At 54.0% G+C, this 25,201-nt stretch carries 31 protein-coding genes; 8 read left to right on the top strand and 23 right to left on the bottom strand.

What is annotated here, in order from left to right:
- Together E3E29_RS02970 and E3E29_RS02965 are read right to left on the bottom strand one after the other, a co-directional pair.
- Positions 1-708 (bottom strand): hypothetical protein, encoded by a 708-nt coding sequence (locus E3E29_RS02970; RefSeq protein ID WP_167909417.1) that lies wholly within the window; start codon positions 706-708, stop codon positions 1-3.
- A 4-nt stretch (positions 709-712) separates the two neighbouring features.
- Entirely contained in the window at positions 713-1,462 is a 750-nt protein-coding gene (locus E3E29_RS02965) for an ATPase domain-containing protein (RefSeq protein ID WP_167909416.1), read from the bottom strand.
- 154 nt (positions 1,463-1,616) lie between these two features.
- Here E3E29_RS02965 and E3E29_RS02960 point away from each other — a divergent pair, with 154 nt between their 5' ends.
- The gene (locus E3E29_RS02960; protein ID WP_167909415.1) at positions 1,617-2,186 is read left to right on the top strand and encodes a FeoA domain-containing protein; all 570 of its coding nucleotides are present in this window, start codon (positions 1,617-1,619) and stop codon (positions 2,184-2,186) included.
- Complete coding sequence (gene feoB, locus E3E29_RS02955; protein ID WP_167909414.1) at positions 2,158-4,050, top strand: ferrous iron transport protein B; 1,893 nt, start codon at positions 2,158-2,160, stop codon at positions 4,048-4,050. Before E3E29_RS02960 ends, feoB begins: the two co-directional genes overlap by 29 nt.
- 5 nt (positions 4,051-4,055) lie before the next feature.
- On the opposite strand, the gene E3E29_RS02950 is transcribed toward feoB, so the two are convergent.
- From E3E29_RS02950 to modA, 7 genes are all read right to left on the bottom strand, one after another.
- Positions 4,056-4,586: a class I SAM-dependent methyltransferase gene (locus E3E29_RS02950; protein ID WP_167909413.1), complete on the bottom strand. Its 531-nt coding sequence runs from the start codon at positions 4,584-4,586 to the stop codon at positions 4,056-4,058.
- The gene (locus E3E29_RS02945; protein ID WP_167909412.1) at positions 4,579-4,806 is read right to left on the bottom strand and encodes an AbrB/MazE/SpoVT family DNA-binding domain-containing protein; all 228 of its coding nucleotides are present in this window, start codon (positions 4,804-4,806) and stop codon (positions 4,579-4,581) included. Before E3E29_RS02945 ends, E3E29_RS02950 begins: the two co-directional genes overlap by 8 nt.
- A 43-nt stretch (positions 4,807-4,849) precedes the next feature.
- Positions 4,850-5,440 (bottom strand): class I SAM-dependent methyltransferase, encoded by a 591-nt coding sequence (locus tag E3E29_RS02940; RefSeq protein ID WP_167909411.1) that lies wholly within the window; start codon positions 5,438-5,440, stop codon positions 4,850-4,852.
- Positions 5,441-5,539: 99 nt separating this feature from the next.
- Positions 5,540-6,370: a nicotinate-nucleotide pyrophosphorylase gene (locus E3E29_RS02935; RefSeq protein ID WP_167909410.1), complete on the bottom strand. Its 831-nt coding sequence runs from the start codon at positions 6,368-6,370 to the stop codon at positions 5,540-5,542.
- Positions 6,367-7,422, bottom strand: a complete 1,056-nt coding sequence (locus E3E29_RS02930; RefSeq protein ID WP_167909409.1) for an ATP-binding cassette domain-containing protein — start codon at positions 7,420-7,422, stop codon at positions 6,367-6,369. The genes E3E29_RS02935 and E3E29_RS02930 overlap by 4 nt, the downstream gene beginning before the upstream one ends.
- Positions 7,403-8,200 (bottom strand): ABC transporter permease, encoded by a 798-nt coding sequence (locus E3E29_RS02925; RefSeq protein ID WP_167909408.1) that lies wholly within the window; start codon positions 8,198-8,200, stop codon positions 7,403-7,405. Before E3E29_RS02925 ends, E3E29_RS02930 begins: the two co-directional genes overlap by 20 nt.
- Complete coding sequence (modA, locus tag E3E29_RS02920; RefSeq protein WP_167909407.1) at positions 8,188-9,012, bottom strand: molybdate ABC transporter substrate-binding protein; 825 nt, start codon at positions 9,010-9,012, stop codon at positions 8,188-8,190. The genes E3E29_RS02925 and modA overlap by 13 nt, the downstream gene beginning before the upstream one ends.
- Positions 9,013-9,208: 196 nt before the next feature.
- Between modA and E3E29_RS02915 the strand changes: the two genes are divergently transcribed.
- Both E3E29_RS02915 and E3E29_RS02910 read left to right on the top strand, forming a co-directional pair.
- The gene (locus E3E29_RS02915) at positions 9,209-9,826 is read left to right on the top strand and encodes a NifB/NifX family molybdenum-iron cluster-binding protein (RefSeq protein WP_167909842.1); all 618 of its coding nucleotides are present in this window, start codon (positions 9,209-9,211) and stop codon (positions 9,824-9,826) included.
- A gap of 35 nt (positions 9,827-9,861) precedes the next feature.
- Positions 9,862-10,107, top strand: a complete 246-nt coding sequence (locus tag E3E29_RS02910) for a hypothetical protein (protein WP_167909406.1) — start codon at positions 9,862-9,864, stop codon at positions 10,105-10,107.
- On the opposite strand, the gene E3E29_RS02905 is transcribed toward E3E29_RS02910, so the two are convergent.
- Genes E3E29_RS02905 through sufC form a run of 3 tightly spaced genes read right to left on the bottom strand, consistent with a single transcriptional unit; the run spans position 10,102 to position 12,490 of the window.
- Complete coding sequence (locus tag E3E29_RS02905) at positions 10,102-10,392, bottom strand: hypothetical protein (RefSeq protein WP_240922734.1); 291 nt, start codon at positions 10,390-10,392, stop codon at positions 10,102-10,104. The two genes, E3E29_RS02910 and E3E29_RS02905, sit on opposite strands and share 6 nt — an antisense overlap.
- A gap of 20 nt (positions 10,393-10,412) precedes the next feature.
- Complete coding sequence (sufB, locus tag E3E29_RS02900) at positions 10,413-11,753, bottom strand: Fe-S cluster assembly protein SufB (protein ID WP_167909405.1); 1,341 nt, start codon at positions 11,751-11,753, stop codon at positions 10,413-10,415.
- A complete protein-coding gene (gene sufC, locus E3E29_RS02895; protein WP_167909404.1) occupies positions 11,750-12,490 on the bottom strand; it encodes a Fe-S cluster assembly ATPase SufC in 741 nt (246 codons plus the stop codon). Before sufC ends, sufB begins: the two co-directional genes overlap by 4 nt.
- Before the next feature lie 124 nt (positions 12,491-12,614).
- Here sufC and E3E29_RS02890 point away from each other — a divergent pair, with 124 nt between their 5' ends.
- Positions 12,615-13,112 (top strand): NifB/NifX family molybdenum-iron cluster-binding protein, encoded by a 498-nt coding sequence (locus E3E29_RS02890; protein ID WP_167909403.1) that lies wholly within the window; start codon positions 12,615-12,617, stop codon positions 13,110-13,112.
- Positions 13,112-13,927, top strand: a complete 816-nt coding sequence (locus E3E29_RS02885; protein ID WP_167909402.1) for an MBL fold metallo-hydrolase — start codon at positions 13,112-13,114, stop codon at positions 13,925-13,927. Before E3E29_RS02890 ends, E3E29_RS02885 begins: the two co-directional genes overlap by 1 nt.
- Positions 13,928-13,931: 4 nt before the next feature.
- Here the strand turns inward: E3E29_RS02885 and E3E29_RS02880 are convergent, their stop codons facing one another.
- Genes E3E29_RS02880 through E3E29_RS02860 form a run of 5 tightly spaced genes read right to left on the bottom strand, consistent with a single transcriptional unit; the run spans position 13,932 to position 18,717 of the window.
- On the bottom strand, positions 13,932-14,543 hold the full coding sequence (locus E3E29_RS02880; protein ID WP_167909401.1) for a hypothetical protein: 612 nt from the start codon (positions 14,541-14,543) through the stop codon (positions 13,932-13,934).
- A 31-nt stretch (positions 14,544-14,574) separates the two neighbouring features.
- Positions 14,575-15,498: a hypothetical protein gene (locus E3E29_RS02875; RefSeq protein WP_167909841.1), complete on the bottom strand. Its 924-nt coding sequence runs from the start codon at positions 15,496-15,498 to the stop codon at positions 14,575-14,577.
- A 46-nt stretch (positions 15,499-15,544) separates the two neighbouring features.
- Entirely contained in the window at positions 15,545-16,690 is a 1,146-nt protein-coding gene (locus E3E29_RS02870) for an ATP-NAD kinase family protein (protein WP_167909400.1), read from the bottom strand.
- Between the two features lie 46 nt (positions 16,691-16,736).
- Positions 16,737-18,182, bottom strand: a complete 1,446-nt coding sequence (locus E3E29_RS02865) for a potassium channel family protein (protein ID WP_342764673.1) — start codon at positions 18,180-18,182, stop codon at positions 16,737-16,739.
- Complete coding sequence (locus E3E29_RS02860; protein WP_167909398.1) at positions 18,172-18,717, bottom strand: GNAT family N-acetyltransferase; 546 nt, start codon at positions 18,715-18,717, stop codon at positions 18,172-18,174. Before E3E29_RS02860 ends, E3E29_RS02865 begins: the two co-directional genes overlap by 11 nt.
- 45 nt (positions 18,718-18,762) lie before the next feature.
- Here E3E29_RS02860 and E3E29_RS02855 point away from each other — a divergent pair, with 45 nt between their 5' ends.
- A complete protein-coding gene (locus E3E29_RS02855; protein ID WP_167909397.1) occupies positions 18,763-19,740 on the top strand; it encodes a transcriptional regulator in 978 nt (325 codons plus the stop codon).
- Here E3E29_RS02855 and E3E29_RS02850 read toward each other — a convergent pair.
- From E3E29_RS02850 to E3E29_RS02835, 4 genes are all read right to left on the bottom strand, one after another.
- The gene (locus tag E3E29_RS02850) at positions 19,729-20,973 is read right to left on the bottom strand and encodes an HD domain-containing protein (protein ID WP_167909840.1); all 1,245 of its coding nucleotides are present in this window, start codon (positions 20,971-20,973) and stop codon (positions 19,729-19,731) included. The genes E3E29_RS02855 and E3E29_RS02850 overlap by 12 nt on opposite strands.
- 125 nt (positions 20,974-21,098) lie before the next feature.
- Complete coding sequence (locus E3E29_RS02845) at positions 21,099-21,860, bottom strand: hypothetical protein (RefSeq protein WP_167909396.1); 762 nt, start codon at positions 21,858-21,860, stop codon at positions 21,099-21,101.
- A gap of 78 nt (positions 21,861-21,938) precedes the next feature.
- Positions 21,939-22,379: a hypothetical protein gene (locus E3E29_RS02840; RefSeq protein WP_167909395.1), complete on the bottom strand. Its 441-nt coding sequence runs from the start codon at positions 22,377-22,379 to the stop codon at positions 21,939-21,941.
- 22 nt (positions 22,380-22,401) lie between these two features.
- A complete protein-coding gene (locus E3E29_RS02835; protein WP_167909394.1) occupies positions 22,402-22,806 on the bottom strand; it encodes a hypothetical protein in 405 nt (134 codons plus the stop codon).
- A 144-nt stretch (positions 22,807-22,950) separates the two neighbouring features.
- Between E3E29_RS02835 and E3E29_RS02830 the strand changes: the two genes are divergently transcribed.
- On the top strand, positions 22,951-24,219 hold the full coding sequence (locus E3E29_RS02830) for a phosphoglycerate kinase (protein ID WP_167909839.1): 1,269 nt from the start codon (positions 22,951-22,953) through the stop codon (positions 24,217-24,219).
- Positions 24,220-24,241: 22 nt separating this feature from the next.
- On the opposite strand, the gene E3E29_RS02825 is transcribed toward E3E29_RS02830, so the two are convergent.
- A complete protein-coding gene (locus E3E29_RS02825) occupies positions 24,242-24,664 on the bottom strand; it encodes a ferredoxin family protein (RefSeq protein ID WP_167909393.1) in 423 nt (140 codons plus the stop codon).
- Positions 24,661-25,131 (bottom strand): PadR family transcriptional regulator, encoded by a 471-nt coding sequence (locus E3E29_RS02820; RefSeq protein ID WP_167909838.1) that lies wholly within the window; start codon positions 25,129-25,131, stop codon positions 24,661-24,663. Before E3E29_RS02820 ends, E3E29_RS02825 begins: the two co-directional genes overlap by 4 nt.
- Between the last annotated feature and the right edge of the window lie 70 nt (positions 25,132-25,201).

Raw genomic sequence — 25,201 nt, 5'->3', positions numbered from 1 at the left:
TTACATCCCCTTCTTCTCCCTTATTATCCTGGCCGTCCTCTCCGCGACTTCCTTCTTCGTGCTCTGGAAGGCCTCGCGCGGGAACTTGAATGGAACCTCAACCTCCGGCGCTTTCCCCTTGAACTTTTTGGTGAGAATGTGGACATCGTCGCCCCTCTTGATGAACTCCAGGACGTTGTCGGCTTCATCTTCAAGTATCGCGTTTATTCCCTCAAACATCTTGGAATTGACCGCAACGAAGGATACAACCCCTTTCGCTTTCAGTTCGGAGAGCGTTCTCATTAGGGTTTTTCCGAGTTCTTCTTTGTCCTCCGCCCCGACGAGGAGCAGTGTGAAAGACGGTATGATGATTATGGTCTTTTCACCGCCCATTTTCAGGCCCTTTTCAAGCTGGTTCTTATCAGAAAAATTGCCCATGTAATAGTTCCTCTCGATCTCCCTTAGCTCCTCGCAGGATGGCTGGTAGTCGAGGAAGGTTATCTTTCCCCGGTCATCGTTCCTCAACCCGAATATCCTTAAATTTCTCAAGATGCCGCAGATAGGGGAGCTTGTGGCAAAATAGAGAACCCTCCAGTCGGGGTACTTCTTCAGGAATTCAACGATGAACTTCTGGGCGAAGAGGGGCTTTGCCGCCGCCATTGGGCCGGAAAGAATGGAAAAGGCCGGAAGTTCAAACTCAAAGCTGTTGAAGTGAAAACGCATAGCCACCACCTCACAGTCTCTTTATAGCGGGTATGAGGTTCTTCTTGCCCCTTTCCGCTTCCCTTCTGATCTCCTCCAGGATTTCCCGCGAGAGAGGAACCTCCACCTCCTCCTTGCTGAAGGGGGCTCCTTTAATCCTTTCGATCCTCAGGAACAACCTCATCGGCTTTTCACTTCTGCTGAACATTAGGTTGTCGGCGGCCTTTTCGAGCTCCTCGACCATGTCCTTGAAGACATCTGTGTTCACCGCGAAGAAGTAGGTCTTCTTCTTGTCAACCGCGAGGGTTCCCTTGATCTTCTCGTGGATGGCCCTCCCGTAGGTCGGGGAGAAGAAGAGCAGGTTGAGGGCTGCGCCAACCACCATCGTTCCAAGCTCGCTTGGGGTGTTGCTGAGGTAGATGTTGGCCAGCGAGAGCGCTTCATCCCAGACGTCCGGCTTTACAAAGTTTGCCCGTATGTGGTCGTCTTTCACTATCTCGATTCCCTCTATCGTTGGATCCAGCTCTATCGTGAAGACCTTCCCGTAGTAGTCGTCTAAATCTGTTCCAAGGAGTCCCATCGTGTTTGTGAGGTACTCAAGGGTGGTGCTCGTGAGAATGAACGCGACCCTGCCGCCCCTCCTAAGCCACTCCGAGGCGAAGATATAACCAATGAGAGGCTTCCCAGAGCCTCCTGGCCCGCTCACCAGCGTTGATGTGTTCGTCGGAAAGCCCTTGGGGAGTATCCTCTTAAGCCACTCAGCATCAAGCTTCACTATCATCCCCTCACCCCCGTTAGGTTAGTCTAACCTAATTCCCGTTCCTGGGTAGTTTAATACCAACCTTAAACTTTACGGAACAGTTTTGGGTAAAAAGTTAAAGAAAGTGGGCAAAGGTTAATAAGGGGAAAATTAGGATAACCTAACAGGTGGTGGCATGCCAGAGTGGAAACGGCTTCTCATCGAGGACATCCTCAGGCTGGCCAAGGAAAAGGGAGAACCTCCCAAGGTCAGGGATGTCATGGAGGACAGCAAGGTCGGTGAGGAAGACGTTAAGAGTGCAGTTAAGGAGATGGAGGAGCTCGGCCTTGCGAACTTCAGGGACGGGCAGATACTTCTGACAGATAAAGGTGAAAAGACCGCAGAGGTCATATACAACTACCACAAAACCGTCGAGAGGCTCTTTGGGCACGGGACGGCGCACGTCTTTGAGCACATGGGGGACAGGGTGAGCTACCTTCAGAGAGCCGAGAGCGCGAGGCCCCTTGAGGAGCTCCCGGAGGGAGAGGAGCACGTCCTCGTCAGCATGAACGTGGAGAACCCAAAGGTCATAGCTAGACTACTCGGCGTTGGACTCAGCCCTGGGAGCGTTTTCAGAATAATCCGGAAGAGGAAGGACGCTATAATCTTGGAAGTGAACGGTAGACTTGTCATAATAGACGGAGAGCTCTCAAAAAGGCTCTTTGGGGTGAGGAGAGATGAAGGTACTGCTAGTAGGCCAGCCTAACGTGGGAAAGTCGAGCCTGCTCAACGCTCTCACCGGTGCTAAGGTGATAGTCTCAAACTATCCTGGGACGACGGTTGAGGTCAGCTCCGGTAAAGCGGTGATAAACGGCGAGAAGTACGTCTTCCTCGACACGCCTGGCGCTTACAGCCTTTCGCCCTCGAGCGAGGAGGAGAAGGTAACCGACAGAATGGTTCTCGAGGGTGATTACGACTTCGTCATCCAGGTGGTTGATGCAACCTCCCTTGAGAGAAGCCTCATAATGACGCTCCAGCTGGCCGAGCTGGGCGTTCCAATGATTCTGACCCTCAACTTCTGGGAGGAGGCCGAGGCTAGGGGGATCATCATAAACAGTCGCCGTCTCGAGGAAAAGCTTGGCGTTCCAGTCGTCAGAATAAACCCCGTCAAGGGGAAGCTCGACGAGCTCGTGAACCGCCTTGGAGAGGCCAGAAAAGGAAAAGTAAAGGTCACCTACGATGACCACATCGAGGAGGTCATTGGAGAAGTTGAAGCGAGGCTCGGCGATACTGGAAGGCTCTTGAAGCGCGGAGTGGCTGCAAAGCTGGTCGAGAACGACCCCGTTGCCAGGGAGCTCTTTGGGTTTAAGGGCCTCGACGAAATCAGGGAGAGGCACAGGAAGGAGCACCCGAAGGTAGAGACCGACATAATGGTCACCCGCGCGGGTTATGCAAGTTTGATAGCGAGAGGGGTCCAGAGGATAGTCTCCCACGGCTGGCGCCTGAACTGGCTGGACAACCTTATAATAAACAACCCCGTTGGGAGTATAATCTTCACCCTCGCAGTCTTTACTGGCATCTTCGCGGCCCTCCTTTATCTCGGAGGCTGGTTTCAGGACATCCTTGGGGGATGGTTTGATTCAATACTCAACTCGCTCACACCCTGGCTTCAAAGCCAGAACTACCTCGTGAGGCTCCTCGTTGAGAACAGCTTCACGGGGCTCGCCGCGGGGATAAGCGTTGCAGTGCCGTACATATTCATCTTCTACTTCATCCTCGCGTTCCTTGAAGACAGTGGAATATTGTCGAGGTTTATAGTCGTCCTCAACAAGCTCATGGACAAGCTCGGCCTTCCAGGAAAGTCGGTTATACCCATAATGCTCGGATTCGGTTGCACCGTTCCGGCGATACGCGCCACGAGGGTTCTGCCTGAGTTCAGGGATAGGCTCAAGGTTGCAATCATCTACATGACCGTTCCCTGCTCGTCCCGTTCCGGGATTATCTTCGGCGTCGTCGGTCACTACGCAGGGGCGGCCTACGCGATAGGCATCTACGTAGCGTCGTTCATCGTCTTCGTCATAACGGCCAAGCTCCTCAACGTCGTCATACCCCCTGAGAGAATTCCGATGGTGGAAGAGCTACCGCCGTATAGGAGACCTCTACTCAAGAACATCACCTTGAAGGCGTGGATAAGGATGCAGGACTTCGTTTACATAGTCATTCCCCTGCTGATAGCGGGAGGAATGGCCTACGGTGGGCTTCTCTACCTGAACCTCGTCCAGCCCTTAATCGGGCCCTTCAGGCCGCTGACAGAGGGATGGCTCCACATCCCGGCGGAAACGATAGTGCCCCTGATATACGGCTTCCTCCAGAAGGATTTGGTTCCTGCAATGCTCGCCAACGTCCTCGGAACGACGAACTTCTCAGCGGTCATGAGCAACATCCAGCTGTTCACATTTGGCTTGGCATCGACCTTCCAAGTGCCGTGCATAATAGCCTTCTCGATGCTCGCCAGAGAGTTCGGCCTCAAGAGGGCGCTGATAATCGAGGTAACTGCCTTTGCCTACGGGATGATATGGGCTGGGATCATCGGAAGGATAGTTGCTCTGGCCTTGGGAACACCTTTCTGATTTTTTCACAGCTTTCTAAATCTTAAAATATTCCCTTTCTTTTCGAGGAACTCAAAGCCTAATTTTTTTATGAGGGTTTTTATCTTTGAACTGCGAGTCTCATAGGCTAAGATCCCACCGGGCTTCAGAACACGGTGAATCTCGCGAATTATAGACTCAAGACCACCGGCAGCATGCTTCAATCCGAATACAAAAGCTAGGTCGATGCTCTCATCTGGTAGGCCTGTTTTAGCTGCGTTTGCCAATATCGGGATCACGTTCTTAGCACCCGCTCTTTGTGCTTTCTCTCGTACCTTCTCAATAGCCCTGGGATGTATATCAATCGCGTAAACAACGCCGTTTTCTCCAACGAGTTCCGCGGCGGGAATTGTGAAGACACCGGGCCCACAACCCACTTCGAGAACTTTCATACCTTTTTCAAGTCCTGCGTCCTTGAGCATTCGATAAGGGTTCCTCAGTCTTCTCATCAAAGGGTTGTCATGGATGAGTTCTATCATCTTAAATGCCCAATTTGGTTCGGGCTTTGCCTCATTCATCCTTATCTCCTCCGAGTTCATTGAGTATGCTTAGGGCGAGCTTTTTCATAGATTCTGCCTTCACAAGCGCAAGACCCTTTGCTTCGTCCCCAACAACGAGGAGCAAATCGCCCGTTTTTATGTTGAAAACCTCTCTAGCTTCCTTTGGGATGACTACCTGGCCCCTCTGCCCGACCTTGACGGTTCCAAATATGTATTTACCCTTCTGAATCTCAATCATATTAACCCCCCTGATATTTGCCCATCAGTTTATCCGATTCCGTTCAATGCAGTTTTTTGAATACGACTGCATAATGATATTTTCCAACCTCAGCAACTCTCTCCTTTTCAAACCCGTATCTGCTGATAATCCCCTCAACTTCCTCAGGTGTCATTCTAATGGACTTTGGTGGGCCCGGTGGGTCATCAACTTTTTTAAAATCGACTACAGCAAGAATGCCGCTGGGTGCCAGCACTCTAAATACCTCTTTTAATGTGCTCTCAGCCTTTTTGGCTGCAACAAGCCCGTGCAGGATGTTTGCCATCATACACACATCGATACTTCCGTCCTCTATGGGCAGCCTTTTAGTTATATCCCCGGCGAATGCTTCAATATTTTTAATACCCTTCTTCCTGGCCTCTTTTTTGAGGGTATTTATTGCTTCCTCGGAAACATCCACGGCGTATACCTTACCGCTGTCTCCAACAATCTGTGCGGCGGGAATAGAAAAGCTTCCCTCCCCACATCCGGCATCCAGCAGGGTGTCACCTTTTTTGAGCCCAATCTCTCTAAGAGCTTTTTCAGGATCAAGGAGTGTTTTAGTAAAACGCCTAAAATGGTCAAACCCAAAAGTCTTTTCAGAACTCCTCTTCATCCGGTTCACCTCTGGCATGTTTGTTCATACAAATCATATTTTTCTGAAAATTCTGATTATATAAACTTTTTGGTGAGAAAGATGCAGCGGGTCAGCAGCTTAAGGGTCAGAATTAAAAGAGGAACAAACCGAGTCTGCCTTTTCTATCCTTGTCGTTAAATCCAGTGGCCTCGAATAGTAGGGCGCGCTTGTGATGATAACGTCCGCAAGGCGGGCGTATTCCGCTACGTTTTCTTCGTTTATGTCTCCTGCAACGGCTATCTCAAGCTTTGGGTTCAGCTTTCTAAGCCTTGGGACGAGAGCCTCAAGCTCATCGAGCGTGAAGTGGTCGAGAAGGAGAAGGTCTGCAACCGCGGAGTACTTCACGGCCTCCTCCGCGGTTCTCGGCTCGATTTCAATCTTCTTCATGGATTTGAGTTTTCCAAGCGGGCTAACAACTTGAAGATGGTTCTGGGTTATGAGTACCGAGTCGCTGAGCGAGTTCCTGTGGACTTCCCCGCCGCCAATCCTAACGGCCTTAATCTCGAAGTACCGCATCCCAGGGTGGGCTTTCCGCGTCGTGGCTATGATAACGTCCGGGTTCACTTTTCTGGCTTTCTCAACGAGCTTCCTCGTTTCTGTTGCTATTGCGCAGGTTATTGAAAGAAAGGTCTGGGAAACCCGCCAGACCTTGAAGAGTGTCTTCAAGTCACCTTCCGCTTGAAGGAGCGTTGAGCCCGTATCAAATTCGCTTCCACTTGGTAGGAATCGAACGTTCAGGCCGAGGGAAGAGAGAAAGGAGGAGAGCTCCTCCGTGCAGGTGGCTATTCCTTTCTCCCTGGAGATTACCTCCATGGTTCCTTTTCCCTCAATTCCCAGGAGTTCACATGTCTCATCAAAGTAAGGGCAGTCCTCATCAAGGTAGAGTTCAAACAGCCTCGCTGGGTTCATTTTATCACCCTCAGGGCACCCGCTTTGAACATGGCGTAGAACCCCTCACCAGGCTTTATATTGAGGAGCTCGGCCGCGTTCGGCGTTATGACTGCGCGGAGGGATATTTCATCGGAGGAGAGGTCAAGCCAGATGAGGTGACCGCGCCGTTCCATTGATCTAACGAGAACAGGAACGATGTTCCGGGCGGAGCACTCAGCGGGCTCCCTTGCCAGTATTATATCTTCCGGCCTGAGGGAAAGCGTTACTTCCCCCTCTGCATCGTCAATGGTGCGGAGGATGACGTTTCCAACCCTGATTGAAGTAAGTCCGTCCTCCCTTCTAATGGCCTCCCCCCGGAGTAGGTTGGTTCTGACAAAGTCTGCTATGAACTCGCCAGCGGGCCTTGAGAAGACCTCTTCTGGTGTTCCGAACTGGACGATCCTTCCGTCCTTCATGACCGCCACGTGCTTCGCCAGGGCAAAGACGTCCTCGAAGTCATGGGTGACATGGAGAACCGTCGTTCCATACTCTGCTATGACGGCCTTCACAAGGGAGCGGAGCTTCTCACGCGTTTTGGCATCAAGGGCCGAGAACGGCTCGTCCATGAGGAGAACCCTGGGCCTGACGACGAGAGCCCTCGCGAGGGCAGTTCTCTGTTGCTCCCCGCCGCTAAGCGTCCCCGGCTTCCTGTGGAGCAGGTGGTCTATATGGAGCTCCTCAGCTATGTGCCTTACCTCCCTCTCGATTTCCGCGCTGGAGAGTCCCCTCTTCCTGAGGCCAAATGCTATGTTTTCAAACACCGTCATGTGTGGGAATAGGACGTAGTCTTGGTAGACGATGCTCATCCCCCTCTTCTCCGGCGGCTCCCCTGTTATGTCCCTGCCCTTAAGTATAACTCGCCCCTTTGGGAGCGGGTAAAAGCCAGCTATTGCCTCGAGCAGGACGGATTTTCCTGCCCCCGTCGGCCCTATGATGGTCAGGTAGTCGTTATCAGCGACTGAGAGCGAAACGTCCCTGAGGTGAAACTCCCCGAGGTCGATGCTGAGGTTCTCAACCTCTAACAGCGCCATTCTCACCACCCTCCAGCCGCTCGGTGAGGAGTATCGCGATGAATGACACGACGACAAGGACGATTCCGCTTGTTATTGCCATGCCGAGGTTGCCGTAGGAGATGTTCAGGTAGAGCGTGACCGGCAGTATCTCCGTGTTCATGTAGCTCCCGCCCGCGAGGATCAGAACGGCCCCAAAGGCACCCATGGAGCGCGCGAAGGATATAACAGTCGAGGCGAGGAGGCCGTTCTTTGCCATCGGGAGTGTAACTTTCCTGAAGGTCTCAAACTCGGAGTAACCGAGGCTCCTCGCAACGAGCTCGTAGCGCGGGCTTATCCCTTCAAACGCTGTGTAGATGACCCTAACTGCATAGGGCAGGGCCGTGAAGAACTGGGCAACAACTATGCCGAGCTTCGTGAAGACGACCCTCACTCCGACATCGCTTAGGGCCTCTCCAATGGGAGTTCTACCAAAGAGGAGGAGCAGGGCGAGACCGAGGACGAGCTCCGGGAATGCCATCGGAAGGTCAAGGATTGATTTGACGGCGCTCTTTCCTAGAAAGTCGAAACGTGAGAGGGCGTACCCTATCGGTATCCCGATGAGAATAACGAGAGCGGTTGAGAGGGAAGCGGTGATCAGGGACAGTTTGAGCGAGTAGAGCATTTCCTCTGATTTTATGGCCTCAACAACATCCCCGGGTTTTGGTAGGAAGAAGAGCGTCGCTATCGCCAAGAAGAGAAAAAATGTAAAAAAGAATGCCACCGAAATCGTTAGATTTCTAAAGTTCAGCCCTTCCATGGCTTGAACCCCCACTTTTCCCATACCTCCGTGTGGTTTGCTATGAACTCGCTGAAGGCTTTGGCGACCTCAATGTGACCGTCCTTCCTTGCACAGGTGGTTACGGCAGTTGGAATGGTCTTGATGATGTTCTGATCCGGGGGTATCTCAACGACCTCGATCTTGCCTCTAGCCTGCGCCCAAGTCGTCATGTCCTCCCAGATTATAGCCGCGTCGGCCTGGCCCGTAGCTATATAGAGGAGCAACTGGTTTACCGTTGGCGTGAACGTCACAACGTTTGGCTTCACTTTCTCCCACAGGCCGTTCTTTTCGAGGATTTTCTGGGATACTCTTCCTATTGCCGGCCCCTTTGGGTCTCCGAGAACTACCCTGACGCCGGGCTTAGCAAGGTCTTTGAGGGAGTGGATGCCCTTTGGGTTGCCCTTTGGAACGGCTATGACCGGAATGTGGTAGGTGACGTTCTGCACTGTGTCGTTAAGGATGTAGCCCCTCTCAGCGGCCTGCTGGGTGTAGTACCACGCCCCAGGAACGAAGACGTCACATCCACAGGTCGTCTGGAGGATGCCAAAGATTTCACTGCTTCCCCCGTAGTGCACTTCGACTTTAGCGCCAGTCTCGTTCTCAAACATCCCTATCAGCTCGTTCATCGGCTTCATTAGACCTGCCCCAGAACAGACAACGACCGTTTGGCCCGTGAACTGTTTTTCTCCGACTGAATTCTTGGTTGTGTGGTTCCCCGAGCTGATACAGCCTGCAACAAGGAGAGTACCGACTAAAATCCCCACGAGCAACAAGGTTTTAGCATTCCGCATCGAACCACCGAGGATATAGTTTGAAATCAAAATTTAAACATTTTGTGTAAATAAAACAATTAACAGTAAATTAAATTATTTAACCCAAACACTCACATCCCAGCGACCCCCCCTCTTCAGTGGGTTAGGCTCACCGAAAACTTTAAATGGTGTGCATATGCACAAAATAATGAAGAAGAAAATGGAGGTGGTTGGTATGAGGATCGCCGTTCCAACCAATGGAAGAGGCAGGGAGGACACGGTCGCCCCGGTCTTCGCGAGGGCACCGGCATTTTACATAGCGGACGTTGACGAGAACGGAAACGTCGTCAGCGAGAAGGTTATCCAGAACAGTGGAGCAATGGCCGGTGGAGGAGCAGGCCCAATGGCCGTGCAGGCCCTCATCAACGAGGGCGTTGAGGCGATAGTCGCCCCGCAGGTCGGCCCGAACGCCCTCGGCGCTATACAAGCAGCTGGCATAAGGCTCTACCAGGTTGCCCCTGGAACTCCCGTCGAGGAGGCGATAAAGAGCGTTGTGAGCGGTGGAGCGGCTCAGTTCACGGCACCCGTCCCAGGAGCCCCGGTCACCCCGACAACGCCGGCTGCACCAGCAACGCCAGTGACTCCTGTGTACGGCCCAGCCTACCCTGCTTATCCGGCCTACGGCTACGGTTTCGGCCCCGGATACGGATGGGGAAGAGGCTGGGGTCGCGGATGGGGAAGAGGACGCGGCTTCGGCAGAGGAAGAGGCTGGGGAGCAAGGCTCGGTTACTGCCCATGGACAGGCCAGCCCAGCAGGAGAACCTGGCTTTCAAGGTTCTTTGGCTGGTGGTGAACTCTTTCCCATTTTAGCTCTTTGAGGTGCTAAAAATGCCGCGCGGTTTCGGAAGGGGCATGGGTAGGGGTGGACGGTCTGGTGCGTATCCTCCCTATTACGGCAGTTTCTTCAGCCGCTTTGGTCTCTACGGGATAATAGACCTAATCTTCCTGCTCCTGATGTTATACTTACTCTTCAAGTTATTCCTAGTGGCTGCCACTTACGTTATAGCCCTCGTGGTGCTCTACATCCTCTGGAGCTTCATAAGTCCAAGAAGGCGTTATTTCGGGCCACTATGAGCCTGACCACGCCGCTGTAGTGCCTTTCTTCTTTTTCCACATCGAAGTGCCCCCCAAGAGCTTGTGGGTTTCTCTCAGAGGATCGTCGTCGAGGCCGTCAACGGCGTAGAGCTCAACGTTCCTGGGGTAGTACCTGAGCGTCTTTCCCGTGCCAACTCCGATTTCAAGCGTTCTCCCCCTGGCAATGGAAGCAGCCCTCTCCCTCAACGGGTTGAAGAACCTGTCTAAGGGTCTTTCCAGAAGCTCGTAAAAGCCCGCTATCCTGTCGTACTTCTCGCGGTACATAAAAGACACCGGAAGGGGGCTCACATGCCCCCGCTTACGGCAAGCTCGATTATCTTCCTTATCTCGACGAGGAACTCCATCGGAATGTCCTTGAGCATCGGGTCGAGGAAGCCCTTGACTATGAGCTGTGTAGCTTTTTCCTCGTCCAGGCCGCGGCTCATGAGGTAGAACAGCTCCTCCTCCCGTATCTTGCCGATCGCTGCCTCGTGGCTCAGTTCAGCATCATCTACCCTGCTCACAAGTCCCGGATAGGTCTCCATAACCGCTTTATCGCTCATGAGGAGCGCGTCACAGCTTATGTGGCCCTTAGTCTTAGGAGCATCAGCCTCGATGATTCCCCTCGTTATGACCTTGCTCTCGTCCATTATGACGCTCTTGCTGGCGTTGATTCCGCTCGCTCCCGGCCCCTGGAGGAACATCCTGCCGCCGAGGTCAACGTAGAAGTCCTTCTGGCCGAGGATTATACCGTTCAGCTCGACGTGGCCGTTCTCATCGACCCAGTAGTGGGGGTCGCCTATGTTGCTCTTTCCTGAGCCGAGGGTCACCGTCGTGTTGATGAAGCGCGCGTTCTTTCCAACCTTGGCCCTAGTCATGGGCCTCGTGTGGACGTACTCCGGCCAGTTCTGGAGGACTGTGAGCTGCCCCTTGGCTCCCTCGTGGAAGTATGCTTCCGTCATGTCGAGGTGGAGGGAGTGCTTGAGGAGTATCGGGGCCGTACAGCCTTCGATGAGGTGGAACTCGGTGTTCTTATCGGCTATGATGATTATGTGCGGCGCCTGCGCCAGCGCACTCTCCTGGATCAGGAAGAACAGGTGAAGCGGGAATGGGACCTTGAGGCCTTCTTTCACGTAGAGGAAGATTCCACCGTTCCAAACCGCTGTGTGATATGCCGCGAGCTTGCTCTCGTCCCCGCGGAAGAGCTTGAGGAAGTGCTGCTTCACCATGTCCGGGTACTTTCTAACGGCCTCTTCTGTCGGGAGAACTATGAGGCCCTTCTTAGCCCACTCCTGAAGGAACTGGTTGTATATGACGCCCGTGTCGGTCTGAACCGCCAGGCCGGCTATGTACTTCTGCTCCACCTCGCTTATGCCGAGCCTGTCGAGGAGGGCCTTCATCTCAGGGGGCAAATCGTCGAGGCTTTCTATATGGTCGGGTATTCCTGCTATCTCGGGCTTGGCTATGAAGTGGAGGAGCTGCTCCTCGCTTATGATCGGGTCCTTGTGGGGTGCCCTCTCAAAGGCTTCCAGAGCTTTGTACCTTATCCTCGTCATCCATTCCGGCTCTTTGTTCCTCTTTGCCAGCTCCTCGATCTGGTTCTCGATGATGGCCTTGGCATCGGCCATTGTTATTGTTTCGGTCATGCTCCCACCTCCTCGAATATCTTCGCGAACCCTTCACGGTCGATCTGGTCAACTAGCTCGCCAGAGCCAGTCTTAACGATCCTGCCGTCCTTCATGACGTGGACAGTGAGCTTCTCCCTGTCTAAGTGACCGAGTATCCTGCCGTAGTGGGTGATGAGGAGTATTGCCGTCCCGCGCTGGTGGAGCTCCTCTATCTTCCTGCTGATTATGCTGAGGGAGTCAACATCAACGCCGCTGTCCGGTTCGTCGAGGATTAGGAGCTTAGGCTCGATGAGGAGCGCCTGGAGGAGTTCAAGCCTCTTCCTCTCACCGCCGGAGAAGCCGACGTTTACGTAGCGGTGCAGGTCTTCCTCTTTGAACCAGAGCTCCTTGGCCTTCCCAACGACGAGGTCGTAGGCTTCAGCGGGTTCTATTCCCTTCAGCTCCACGAGCACCTGCTGGAGGAACTCGATTGTTTTCACTCCTTCGACTTCGGGCGGAACCTGAAACGCGAGTAGGATTCCCTTCTTTGCCCTCTCGTCCGGGCCGAGTTCGGTAATGTCTTCACCCTCAAAGAATATCTTTCCATCGGTGACCCCGTACTTGGGGTGACCCGCTATCGTGAGACTCAGGGTTGACTTTCCGGAGCCGTTGGGCCCCATGACCACGTGGAACTCCCCACTGCCCACTTCGAGGCCAATTCCCTTGAGAATCTCCTTGTCCTCAACTGAAACGTGAAGGTTATCAACTTTGAGCATTGGCTCACCTCCGTGGGTAACGTTGGTGGGACGTTTTTTAAGCATTTTGGAACATATTTGTGTAATGAGCATATGCACAAGGCTTTTAACTTAGGCCCCCCTAACTCACACGGAGGTGATTTAAGTGAGAGTACTTGCTCCAACCAATAGAGGGGGACTTGACGATGTTATTGCGGGTGCCTTTGCGAGGGCCCCAACCTTCACGATAGTGGAGGTAGACCCAAACGGGAAGATAACTGACGTTCAGGTGGTCCAGAACTCCGCGGGCCAGGCTGCCAGGGGTGCCGGCATTCAGGCGGCTCAGTTTATAATAAACACAGGCGTGGACACCGTGGTAGCACTCCAGTTCGGCCCAAACTCATTGGGTGGTCTCCAGGCAGCTGGAATACGGACCTTCACCGTTCCCGGGTCAATGACGGTTAAGGAGGCTATAAACGCCCTCCTGCGCGGTGAGCTCCCACCTGCCGCCGGAGCCGGCGGCGGTATGGGTCCCGGCATGGGGCCAGGTATGGGAGGAGGATACGGCAGAGGCATGGGAAGAGGAATGGGCCGTGGCAGAGGCGGTGGAATGGGAAGAGGCCGCGGAATGGGAAGCGGCAGAGGCGGATGGGGCGGTTACTGATGACCGCCATTACCATTCTTTTTGAAAACCATGCCGGCTGGAGGAAGGGTCTAATTGGTTATCACGGCTTCTCCGCCCTTATTGAGCACAATGGCTACAGGGTTCTCGTCGATACGGGCACGGACGGGAAGGTCCTCCTCAACAACATGCAAGAACTCGGAGTTAACCCCGACTCAATCGACGCACTGTTCCTCACACACGGCCACTACGATCACACGGGAGGAATGGCAGAGCTTCTCAAAGCACGGAGCGAACCGCTCGACGTCTATGCCCATCCTGAAATCTTCGCGAGGAGGATAGCCCTCACTCCAAAGAGGAGGGAGATAGGAATCCCATTTACGAGAGAAGAACTTGAAAGCCTCGGGGCGGTCTTCCACTTGAGCGAGAGGCCCCAAGAGTTCCTTCCAGGTTTCATTTCCTCCGGAGAGGTAGAGAGAAAAACCTGGGACAGGGCCGTTGGATACCTCGTTAAAAACGGAAGGGAGGTTAGGGACCCCGTTAAGGATGACATTGCTCTCATCCTCGATCTTGGGGAGGAGATAGCAGTAATCACAGGCTGCGGCCACAGCGGAATCCTCAACATCGCTGGACATGCAGTGAGGTTAACTGGAAAGCCGATAAGGGCGCTGATCGGGGGCTTCCACCTCAGGGGTGCCAACGAGGGCCTCCTCAGAGACGCCGTTGAAGGACTGAAAAAACTGAACGTGAAAGCCCTCTACGCAGGTCACTGCACGGGAATCGATGAGTACGCATACCTAAAAGCAAATCTGGAAAATGTTGAGCCCCTGTTCGTGGGAAGGGTGATAAAGGTTTAAAACCTCAGACTCCCCCGCCTTTGCCTCCCCCAGTGACGATTATTACTGTGAACTCTGTCTTCAGCTTATCCGTGAGAACGGAACCTGGCTGGAGGGGCCACACGATGGTGAAGCTTTTCTTCCAGGGCCTCCCCCTTTCGTCTGCATGGTACACGTCTACCCTCGCGGCAGGAACCACGATCAGTGGCCGCACTATCGCCACGTAGTCCATGGTTTTTGGCATGAGGGTTTCGGTGTCCGTTCCCTTGTCCCTGACCATGTAAACTTCCATCGGGCCCAACCTGGGCAAGCCGAGCTTCTCCAGCTCGGTCGTGTTTATGTGATACTGGGATAGAGAACGAGCGGAGAGGACGCAGGAGGAAGTGTAGCACGTTGTTCCTCCAGTGGGGGAGTGAATGTTGAAGTAGATACCCGCTACTTTGTAGGCCGAGAACGACGTCACGAAAACGGCTATTAATAGGTAGGCCGCAAGCTTTTTCAGCCGAAAGTTCCTCTTCTTGATGTACGCGTGGTATCTTCCGTACCACATGATGAGGGCGAAGGGTATTGAAAAGTAATAGAGGACAAGCAGGCCGCCGAATATCACGGGAGTTGTCGCGTGGCTGTAGTAAACCATATTATCCCCCGTTGGGATTTAATCCAAGCACTTAAAAGATTTTCTTAGATTTTCCCTCTGGCAGTTTTCCGAACTCCACGTTGATTGTCTCCGGCGTGCGGTAGATGAAGGCTCCCTCCTCTTTCAGGATGTGCCTGCGCATGTCACCGGGCGGGACGCCATTGGCATCGTAGACCACCGCCTGGGTATCCGGGTCGTGATAGAGGACGAGCGTTGGCCCTGCAAGGTTCATTACCGAGTCAACCGCGTAGGCCGTCCCCAGAATCGCCGCACGGGCTCTCATCGGTCGGGTTATTATCGGTATCGCCGCGCTTCCGGAGGAACCGTAGGCAAGGACTGCTGCATCGTCCACCACAACGACGGTCTTCCTTCTCTTCTCAATCGCCGCCGCAACGACGAGAAAAGCGTTTCCCGCTGTTGTCAGGCTGTGCGTGTTCCCGAGGTTCACAAGGGCGTTACCCTTTATTTCTGGGGGTTCTCCGCTGTGGAGCGCGGCATCAAGCGGTGTGTAGCTCTCGGCTATAACCTCAGCGTACTTTGCCTTGGATTTCAGCGCATCATCCATGCTCTTCACCTTACCCTCGAGAATATCCGCGTAGAGTCTGTCCGTGAGTGTTGTGTCGAGGCCGTAGGCGGTTTCCACTATCGTTGCTGCGCTGTAAGAGTCAAAGGCCCCTTTCACCGCCATCTTTATTGGGTCGAGGCCCATGGGCTTTCCGTCCTCAACGTCGAGAACCGTATCAAAGCCATTCCGAGGGTAGTTCCCCCCACTGTCGAAGACAACGAGGGAGTAACCCTTCTCCTTGTATTGCTCCATGAGGGGTAGTATAACCCTTTCAGTCCAGCCGTCCATTCCGAAGACCTTGAGGGTTCTCCCGTGGTAGGCCGGGTCGTAGAAAACGTCCTCTCCTTCTTCACCTTCAAGTATCTTGACGGCCATTCCGCTGTACCGCATTGAGCTCACCAACCTTCTTAGGGGGAAGGGGTATAAATGGATTCCGCTAGAGCACCTTAACCATCTTCTCCATCCAGGGGCTAACGCGGACGCGGATGTACCCCCTGAGCTTCTCATCCACCTCCCTGTCTCCAGTGTAAACCCTTATGGTACCCTTCTCGACCTTGGATGGGGCCGCCACGACGATGATGTTCTCCTTTGGAATCCTACGCAGAACCTCCGCGGAGAACTGCTGGTTTCCCCTGCCGAAGAGGAAGTTGAGACCCCCTATCACGGTGACCACTATCTTCGGGTTCCTGCCAACGAGGCGGAGGAGATCCTTTTCCGCCGCGTCCCTCACAAGGAGCCTTGCTTCACCGTCTTTGACCTCGACGACATCCACACCCAGAAGGGTCCCGTTTATACCGAGGCGGTCCTTTATCCTCTTTACCGTCGAGCCTGCACCCAGGAAGTATATTCCGTCCTCTTCAAGTATCTCCTCCGTAACGGCGTCCGCTATGGCCTCAAGGATCTCGCCCTCGTCCACCCTCTGAGCCTCTTTGGCGCCCTGAATGAGAAGTTCCACCACAGGGGTGAGGGCCTTGCCGTAGTGCTTTGGCCTTACCTCGTCCCTCCTGAAGGCTTCCTCGTCGAGGTCCATCACGTCCCTTTCCTCAATCTTTGCCCTCCCACGGGCGAACTCAACGAGGAGCAAGGCGGCGCTCTCAGGGGACGCGGCAAACACTCCGGAGAACATTTTAACGCCAGTGGGGACTCCGAGGATCGGGATTCTCTTATCAACGACCGAATAAACGTCCCTGGCCGTTCCGTCTCCCCCCGCGAAGACCAGAATGTCAACCTCTCCCGTTATCTTGCTTGCGAGCTCCTTCGTGTCCTCCGAGGTTGTGTCAGGTATCTTAACCCCCGCTACCTCTCTGTAACTGATTTCTCTGTGTTTGATGACCTCAAAGGGGAAACCAAACTCCTGGAGATAGTCCTCCCCCAGTGGGCCCGGACCGGTGAGGAACTCCATGCCCTTCGATTCGTCGAAGTGACTCAGCTCGTTCAGGAACAGGCGGGCCACATCCGGGGCAACGGGCCTTGCGCCCCTCTTTATGGCCTTCTCAACGACTCCGTCCGTTCCTTTGAGGGCCACCTTGCCCCCCATTCCAGCTATTGGGTTGACTATAAAGCCTACTCTTACCTTTCCCATTTTTATCCCCGAAGAATGTTTGGAGGAGATGGCTTAAACCTTCCCCTCATCTCATGTACTTCCTGGCGAAAACCGTGAGGAACACCGCCCACATGAACGTTCCAAAGAGGGCCTCAAGAGAGGCTATGCTCCTTCCTACACCAGTGGGATGGTAGTCCCCGTAACCGAGGGTAGTCGCGGTGACGATGCTGAAGTACTCGTAGTCCATGAAGCTCATGTTCCCTGATAGTCCAACGATGCTTCCTGTGGCCCAGAACAGGAGAGGGAAGATAATGTTCACCGCCGCCAGCCATAGTATGATTGGCCTTTTCCAATCCGTGCCGTACCTGCACGTCACATCCGCAAAGAGCCACTCGAAGGCAACTTCCAAGTGATCAAAGAGCCTTTTCATCCCCTTTCTCCGCGAATGGGGCCGGGCCCGTCTCCTCGCCAGCATCTCAAGGTAGTAGTACTCGTCCGCCCTCTCAAAGTCCCCGCTCTTTTCCCAGCTCGTCCTAGCCAGGCGGTAAAACAGCTCCTCCGCGTTTGGATTGTTGAACCTGCAGTTTTCGACGACCATGAAGCCACCAACTGCTACCTCCAGCGGAAGGCTGGGGAGAACCGTCATCGCCCACGTTGAGTCGACGGTTATGTGAGAGCCCCTCAGAACCAGGTTCCCCTGGGTAACAACGTGGATAAACTCCGGGGAGCGGAGGTGGCTCTTCACTATCTCAACGTGGCCAAACACGTCCAGGTCCTCAAGGACCAGCCTGCCGGAGAAACCGCCCACTGTGAGCCTGACGTGCCGTTTGAAGCGCGGGGAAACATTAAAGGAAACCCCCCTAATCACGAGCTCCCTGCCCTTAACGGCCCTACGCCCCTCCTTGGAGACGTTTACCCCGTGCTCTTCGAGAATTCTCCTCAGGAGAGGATAGCGAGTGTTGAGCCCTATCCTCCTCACGTCCCGGAGGTTTGATATGAGTATAAGCCCAGTGACACTCCTCTCGCCGTAGGAGCTTTCCTCGCCCTCTTCCGTCCCCTTGAACTGGGTTGAGTTCACCATTAGGTATTTCACACTGGAGTCCCTAATTGATATGTGCCCCGAAAAATCCACACGCAGAACGTTCAAGCCAAAGACGTTTGAGTCCTTGACCAGAAGCACCTCCAGCGTTGTCCCGTAGACGATGAGTCTCTCAACGGTGGAACCAATGAGTATAAGTCCCTTAACTTCAGAACCGTCTAAAACAAGACTCTTTAAAGTCGAATCCTTAAAGACCAGCATTTTCTTGCTTTTATATCCTCTGATTACAGCATCGTAGAGGTAGACACCCTCGAAGTAGCTCTGCCCCACCTTCAATCTCCTCTGGAAGTTTTTCTCCTTAACTTCCCGAAGCTTATCACTAAGGAGCTCCTCCCCTTCTTCAAACGGGATGTGGAGGGGGCAGTATTTCGAGCCTTCAATGGGTTTAAGCCGGCATTTTCGGCCGTTTTTGTAGACGTACTCACACAACACCCTCACCGTCCCTGAAGCGCTCGTAGATCAGGACGTCAACGAACCCTTCTCCGGGAACGTAGTGGTGCCTCCTCAGCCTTCCAGCCCTGAGGAAGCCGTTGCTCTCAAGGATCGCTATGGAGGGCCTGTTGGTCTCGTAGACACTGGCGTAAACCTTGCGCAGGTTGAGCCACTCGAAGGCATAGCTCAGGGCCAGGGCAACGGCCTCCGTTCCATAACCCTTCCTCCAGTGTTCAGGGCCCAAGAAATAGCCTATCTCTGCATTCCTGCTCTGAGAGTCGATGTTGTGCAGTCCAACGAGACCGACCAGACGGCGCTGTTCCCGCGTGACTATTGCGAACACCTTCTCGCGTGCCTTGTTTCTGCGAATGGTCTCGTACCATTCGAGTTCGTCCTCGTAGAAGAAAACCTCGTGGGGCTTGAGCAGGTACCTTCTAACCTTCCTGTCGTTGTACCACTTCCATAGCGTCGGAATGTCGTCCCTCATGAGAACAGACAGGGCAACTTTGGTACCTTCCAACACGACGGGCCTCATTCCATGCACCTTAAGTTTAAAAGTTCCTTTTCATATTTAACCTTGATGGAGAGGGAAAGACTGGTCAGGGCCGTATCCAATATATTCCAGAAGGTGGGATTTAGAGTTGCCCTCGTAGAGCTGAGGGGCGGTTGCTTCGATATCGTGGCCAGCGGACGCTTTCTTCTCCTCTTCGTCAAGGTGTCCCTAAACATCGACACCGTAAACGAGGAGCAGGCGAACGACCTGAAGCGCCTCTCCCGCGTCTTCAACGCCTCACCCCTTATCGTGGGCCTCAGGACGAAAAACGGGGAGCTTGAGGATGGGGTTGTTTACGAGCGCTTTGGAATCTACGCCCTCAATCCAGCGACCCTCTACAGCATTCTCCAGGAAGGAGAGCTCCCCGCGATATTCGCCGAGAGGGGGGGCTTCTACGTTAGGGTTGATGGCGAGCTTCTAAGAGAGCTCCGCGAGAGGAACGGCTACTCCATCGGCGAGCTTGCGGCCATACTAGGGGTCTCTAGGAAGAGCATCCTAAACTACGAGCGCGGAGAACAGGCGGTCTCAATAGACGTCGCCATCAGAATGGAGGAGCTGTTCAACGAACCCCTTGCCCGCCCGATAGACGTCCTCCAGGCTAATGTGGAGGCGGAACTGAGCTCAAAACCGGAGACGCCACTGGAAAAGGAGGTCTTCGAGAAACTTGAGCGACTTGGAATGGGCGTCGTCAAGGTCAAGAAGGCCCCATTCAACGCGCTTTCAAAGGAGAATGAGTTCACAATCCTAACGGGAATAGACGAGAAGAAGACGCGCTCAACGGTTAAGAGGGCCGAGATGGTGGCAGAGGTCGGGAGGATAATAAACACAGATGGCCTCTTCGTGCTCGAAAGGACCAAGACGGAGGTAATCTCGGAAGTCCCACTCATCCCAAAGGAAAGCCTCAGGGAAATCCGAGACGCGGACGAGCTCGTTGAGATGATTGAGGAACTGAAAAAGAGAGTTAAAGAGAGAAAGTCGAATCTAGGCCTTTTTTCATCCGAATAAAACCTTCCTCCACGCTTTTCTAACATCCTCGACGTACTGCGCCGGAGAGGCTATGAGGACGGCCCACCTCGGCGTCTGCCTCCTCTTGAGGGCGTTGGCAAGCGGTGTTACCCTCGTCAGCGGCTGCACCTCGCCGTTTTCCAGGAGAACGCCTATATCCGTCGACTTCAATCTGGGTTCGCTCAGCATCAGGTCCGCTATGCTGAACTCAAGGATTACTTCCCCTTCCTTTGCTCCAACGGCATCGGCCAGCGCCCTCTCAATCTCCTGCCTCCTTTTGACGTTCCGATATGCTGTCAGAAGCTCCCTCTTCTCCTCCTGGGAGAGCTCATCGGCCCCGGCAAGAACCGCCGCCTTGTACAGGTCGCGGTACTTTATTCTCCTTACCATCTCCGCCGGATAGCCCTCAAGGTCCTCCAGCTCGACGAGAACCCTGCAGTCTATCATCTTCCAGAAGTCCCACAGGTGGTCCTGCTCAAGGGCCGATTCAAGGGCCCTGGTGAGCATTCCCTCCGCTATCTTAACCGTGTGGTGGAAGTAAACGCGGGAGTACATGAGGGAGCGCGCCACCATCATACCCTCAACAGCCTCTATCCCCTTTTCCTCCACCATGAGCTCCCCGTCGTGTATCGTGAGCACCTTGAGGAGCCTCTCAAGGTCGATTATGCCGTGGGCGACCCCGGTGTAGTGCGCGTCCCTTATGAGGTAATCAATTTGGTCAACGTCCACATCGCCGTGGAGGGCCTGTCCGACGTATTTCTTCCTGTGCCTCCCGAAGACTAGCTCCGCAACCTCCTCCGGCGATACGCCGTATTCGTTCAGGATGTCGGGTATCCTGCCACCGCCGTTGCCGTCGGTTATGTCTATCCGCCCCAGGATTATGTCCCGCCCAAGGCGCATATGATCGTGTTCCTTTGTGTAGTTCTTGTAGATACTCTCGAAGGTGTGGCTGAACGGCCCGTGGCCGATATCGTGGAGCAGGGCCGCTATCTCAAGAACCATGGCGTCCTCTTCCTCAAGCTCAAGCTCCCCTGAGAGTCTCCTCGCAACGTTCCACGCGCCGAGCGAGTGCTCAAAGCGGGTGTGGTTGGCGCCGGGGTAGACAAGATAAGCCAGGCCCAGCTGTCTTATGTTTCTCAGCCTCTGAAACTCCGGTGTTTTAACGAGGTTAAGAATAACACCGTCGATTTTCATACTGCCGTGTATCCCATCGTGGATTATCTTTCCGGACATCTCTCTCACCGGCGAGTTTTTTACGGCCATGTATAAATTCTTTTCCGTTGAAGCTCTCTCAAAACTTACAGTAGCCTCAATAATAGTGTGCAAAACAGAAAAACACAAAAATAGGTCAAAAGATGTTACTTGTATTTTCCTTCGAGCTGGAGCTGCTTTATCTTCGCAGTCAGCCCTTTGACCGGCGCCGTGTCCTCGCTGAGTATCTTGCCAGTGCGCGTGTCTATTCTTGCGTAGTAGAGTCTGTCGCTTCCTGAGACCTTTATGTGGACGTATCCCTCCTCCTTATAGTGCGTCAGCCTCTCCGTCCGCGGTGACTCTTCCCCGTACTCCTCCCCTAAGTGGCGGTGGTACACCTCCTCTAGGGCCCTCTCAGTCATCCTCACGTCCTTGTCGATGACTTCACCCGTTGCCCTGTCCAGAACCAGCCTGCCCACGCGGGCTACCCCGCTGAACTCGACGGTCCAGTTATTGCGCAGCTCCACCGACTCGACGCGCGCCTCGGGATCTATCTCCTTTGCCTTCTCCTCGGCCAGTCTCTCCGCCAAGGAGCGCCTCAGGGCCCTGTCCACTTCCTCCAGGAGTTTTCCATCCTTGCTCAGGCGCACTTTAACGCTGTGGGTCTCGTCCTCAGCTTCGACTGCGTATTCATCCTCGTTTCCCATCACGGAAGTTATCTTGAACCCGGGGTACTTCTCAAGGACGAGCTCTCCAGCCCTCTTTTCCGAGATTTCCACGTAGTAATCCAGGATGTCGCCAGTGGCCCCGTCGATCTTCACGGTGGCCCTTCCGTCTTTCCCCTGGAGCTCAATCTTCAGGTACTTGTGCTCCACTACACGGTACGAGTGCATTGAGAGCTCCGAAACCGGGAAGTTGGCCTCTATCATGGTCTTGGCCTTTAAGGACGCTGCCTCAGGAGATGGGAGCTTTTTTACCTCATTCGCCTTTCCATTCCTCAGGTCAACCTAAACGACGACCATCGCACCGGAGGCGAGTATGTCGACAACGGCCACCTTCTTGCCCTTCTCCAGGTTCAGAACTTCCCCTCCCTGATAAAGCTCGCTGAGGAGCTCTTCCAGAGCCTTATCACTCATGAGGGTCTCGACCCGTATGAGCCTGCCGGTGTAGGGGTTAAAGACCACCTCAAAGGAGAACCTCTCCGTGTTCCCGTGAATTTTCAGCTTCTTCCCCTTCTCAAGCTCTATACCCTTTGGTTTCTCGCCGGTCTCTTCCTCCAATACTTCGCGCGTCTTCGTTATGAAGTACTCCTCCGGGAGGGGTTCTATCCTGAAGTCTACTTTCCCTTCAACCAGGTCTACTGATGCCTCTGCGCTGTTCTCGCCCACCTGGAGCTCAAGCTCTGCTCTGAACGGCACGTAGACCTTCTGCCGCTCTTGGATGCTCACTTTGTTTTCGTGGACCCCGATTTCACTGGCCGCGGCGGCTTTGAGGACGAGAACGGCTTCTCCGGGGGTGAGCGGTGTTTCTATCTTCCTCTCCGTGGCTTTTATCCTCGCTGGACCATTTAGGAGGGCCTTTTTTTATAGGAACGGCGAACTTCTCGTCGCTCGACGCCCTCAGAACTACCTCATCCTTTGAGAACACCAGCGCCCTGTCCTTCTCCTCCCCCGCGCTCCATGAGATTATGTAGGCGGTTCTCAGGTCAACGGTGAGGGACTTGAGCTCTATCTCACCGGGTTCGATGGGGTAGCTTGACGCCGCGAAGGCAGCCACCTTCTCGTACTCGCGGAAGCTCATTCTCTTCAGGAGCTCCGTTATCCTCTCTATGAGTGCGCGTCTTTGGGGGTGAGGGATACCAGTTCCACAGCCCATGTCATCGTTATCACCACGTAGTAATAACTCAGGTGCCATATTATAAATTCCTTTCCATCTACCTGGTTATCACCGGCGGTGTTTAGAATACTTTTTAACACCTGTGGGTTTACTATGCAGCGAGAGGTTATGGCCGGTGGTAGCATGTTCAGGCTCACGGATTTCACCTATGAAGGCAAAACCGTGTTTCTGAGGGCAGACCTCAACTCCCCCGTCGAGAACGGAAGGATAACGAGCGACGCACGCTTTCGAGCGGTTCTCCCAACTATTCGGCACCTCCTTGAGGATGGGGCGAAGGTCGTGGTGGCGACCCACCAGAGCAGGCCCTACAAGGGCGACTACATAACTACGGAGGAGCACGCGGAAATCCTAAGCAGGCTCCTCAACCAGGAGGTCGAATACGTTGAGGATATCTTTGGAAAAAACGCCCGCGAGAGAATAGGCGCCCTGAAACCTGGAGAAGTCATAATGCTCGAAAACCTCCGCTTCTCTGCCGAAGAAGTCTTCTATAAACCCATTGAGGAGTGCGAGAAGACCTTCTTCGTGCGGAAGCTCACCCCGCTCATCGATTACGTTGTGAACGACGCCTTTGCGGCAGCCCACAGGAGCCAGCCTTCTCTGGTGGGCTTTGCCCGACTGAAGCCGATGATAATGGGGGAGTTACTGGAGGCCGAGGTCGATGCACTGAGCAGAGCCTACGAAAGCGACGATAGGCCGAGAGTCTACATCCTGGGCGGTGCAAAGGTCGATGATTCACTCCGCGTTGCAGAGAACGTCCTGAGGAATGGAAAAGCCGACCTCATACTCACTGGTGGCCTCGTTGGACAGATCTTCACGCTGGCCAAGGGCTTTGACCTTGGAGATGCCAACGTAGGGTTCCTTCACAGGAAGGGTCTCCTTGAACTTGTGGACTGGGCTGAACGGATACTGGACGAGTTCTACCCCTACGTCAGAACTCCGGTCGATTTTGCCGTAGATTACCATGAAGAACGCCTTGAGGTTGACCTTCTGGGTGGAGATAAGAGGCTCTTTGACGAGTATCCAATCCTCGACATAGGTTCTCGCACAGTGGAGAAGTACCGTGAAATCCTTGATAGTGCAAAGATAATCGTCGCAAACGGCCCGATGGGCGTCTTCGAGAGGGAGGGGTTCGCCCACGGAACCGTTGGAGTTTTCAGGGCCATTGGCGAAAGCCCGGCATTCTCCATTGTCGGCGGGGGTCACTCCATAGCGAGCGTCTACAGGTACAACATCACCGGGATAAGCCACGTCTCAACGGGCGGCGGGGCAATGCTGAGCTTTTTCGCGGGGGAGGAACTTCCTGTTCTCAAGGCTCTGGAGATAAGCTATGAAAGGTTCAGGGAAGGAACAGATAAACCCAAAACGGAACTTTCACTTCTTTTTCACCAGTAGTCGTGAGAACTGAAGGAAGGCCTCATACCACCCCGTACCTCTCGGGCCAGTTGTTGCGCTTGAACTTCTCGCCGTGCTCCTTTCTGAAGACGAACTTTAGGCCGTACCTCTTCTTGAACGGCAACCGGAGGGCGTTGTACAGCAGAACAAGGGCTGGACGTTTGATCTCTTCTTCAGCGGGCCTCAGCGCCCCTGTTGGACACGCCTGGACGCAGAGGTAGCATTTCTTACACGCCTCGGGGTTCGCCATGAAGGGCCTCAGGCGAACTTTGTGCCTTACGCCGAAGAGACTCACCTCCATCGGGACGACTTCCCATATCGAGTCTGCATAGGGGCAGACGAAGATGCACTCCTCCCCTCCACCGCAGATGGGGTAGTAAATCTTCAGTGGAGCGTTTTTCTCCATTTCCTTATAGTAGGCAGTCCAGTGAAGGGCCTCGCTCATGCTCTCTCCTCCGGCATCTCTCCGAGGAGAATCAGTCTCACCCTCTTGGTGAACTCAGCAAACTCCCTCGCGAGAGCTCTCTTCTGTTCCTCGCTCAGCTCGTTAACGGAGTTGAAGGCCTCCTTGAGCACTTCCGCCAGCTCCCTGCCGCCGAGGCGGGCGAACTCTCTGAATCGCTCTGCAGTCTCAAGGACCTCCTTTACCTCGTAATCATGCTCCCGTAGATACTCCTTCCCTTTCTCTGTTATCTGGTAGAGCTTTTTCTCCCGCCTGCCCCCACCGGCGACCTCGATCAGGCCGGCCCTCTTCAGAGAGGCAAGTATCGGATATATCGTCCCAGGGCTTGGGTGGGGTATACCGTATCTTTTCTCAAGTTCCACCATTATGCCGTAACCGTGCAGTGGGCCCTCCTCAAGGAGCTTGAGAACGAGGATTTTGAGGTGTCCTTTAAACTTCGGCTTCTCCATTTTCTTCACCGATATATCGATTGATATGTCTACTTTATAAAATTTTCCTCGGAACGCTTATTACTCTCGA

It is taken from the genome of Thermococcus sp. Bubb.Bath (assembly GCF_012027595.1).
In the GTDB taxonomy this organism is placed as follows: domain Archaea; phylum Methanobacteriota_B; class Thermococci; order Thermococcales; family Thermococcaceae; genus Thermococcus.
This window is presented reverse-complemented; position numbering and strand designations above follow the sequence as displayed.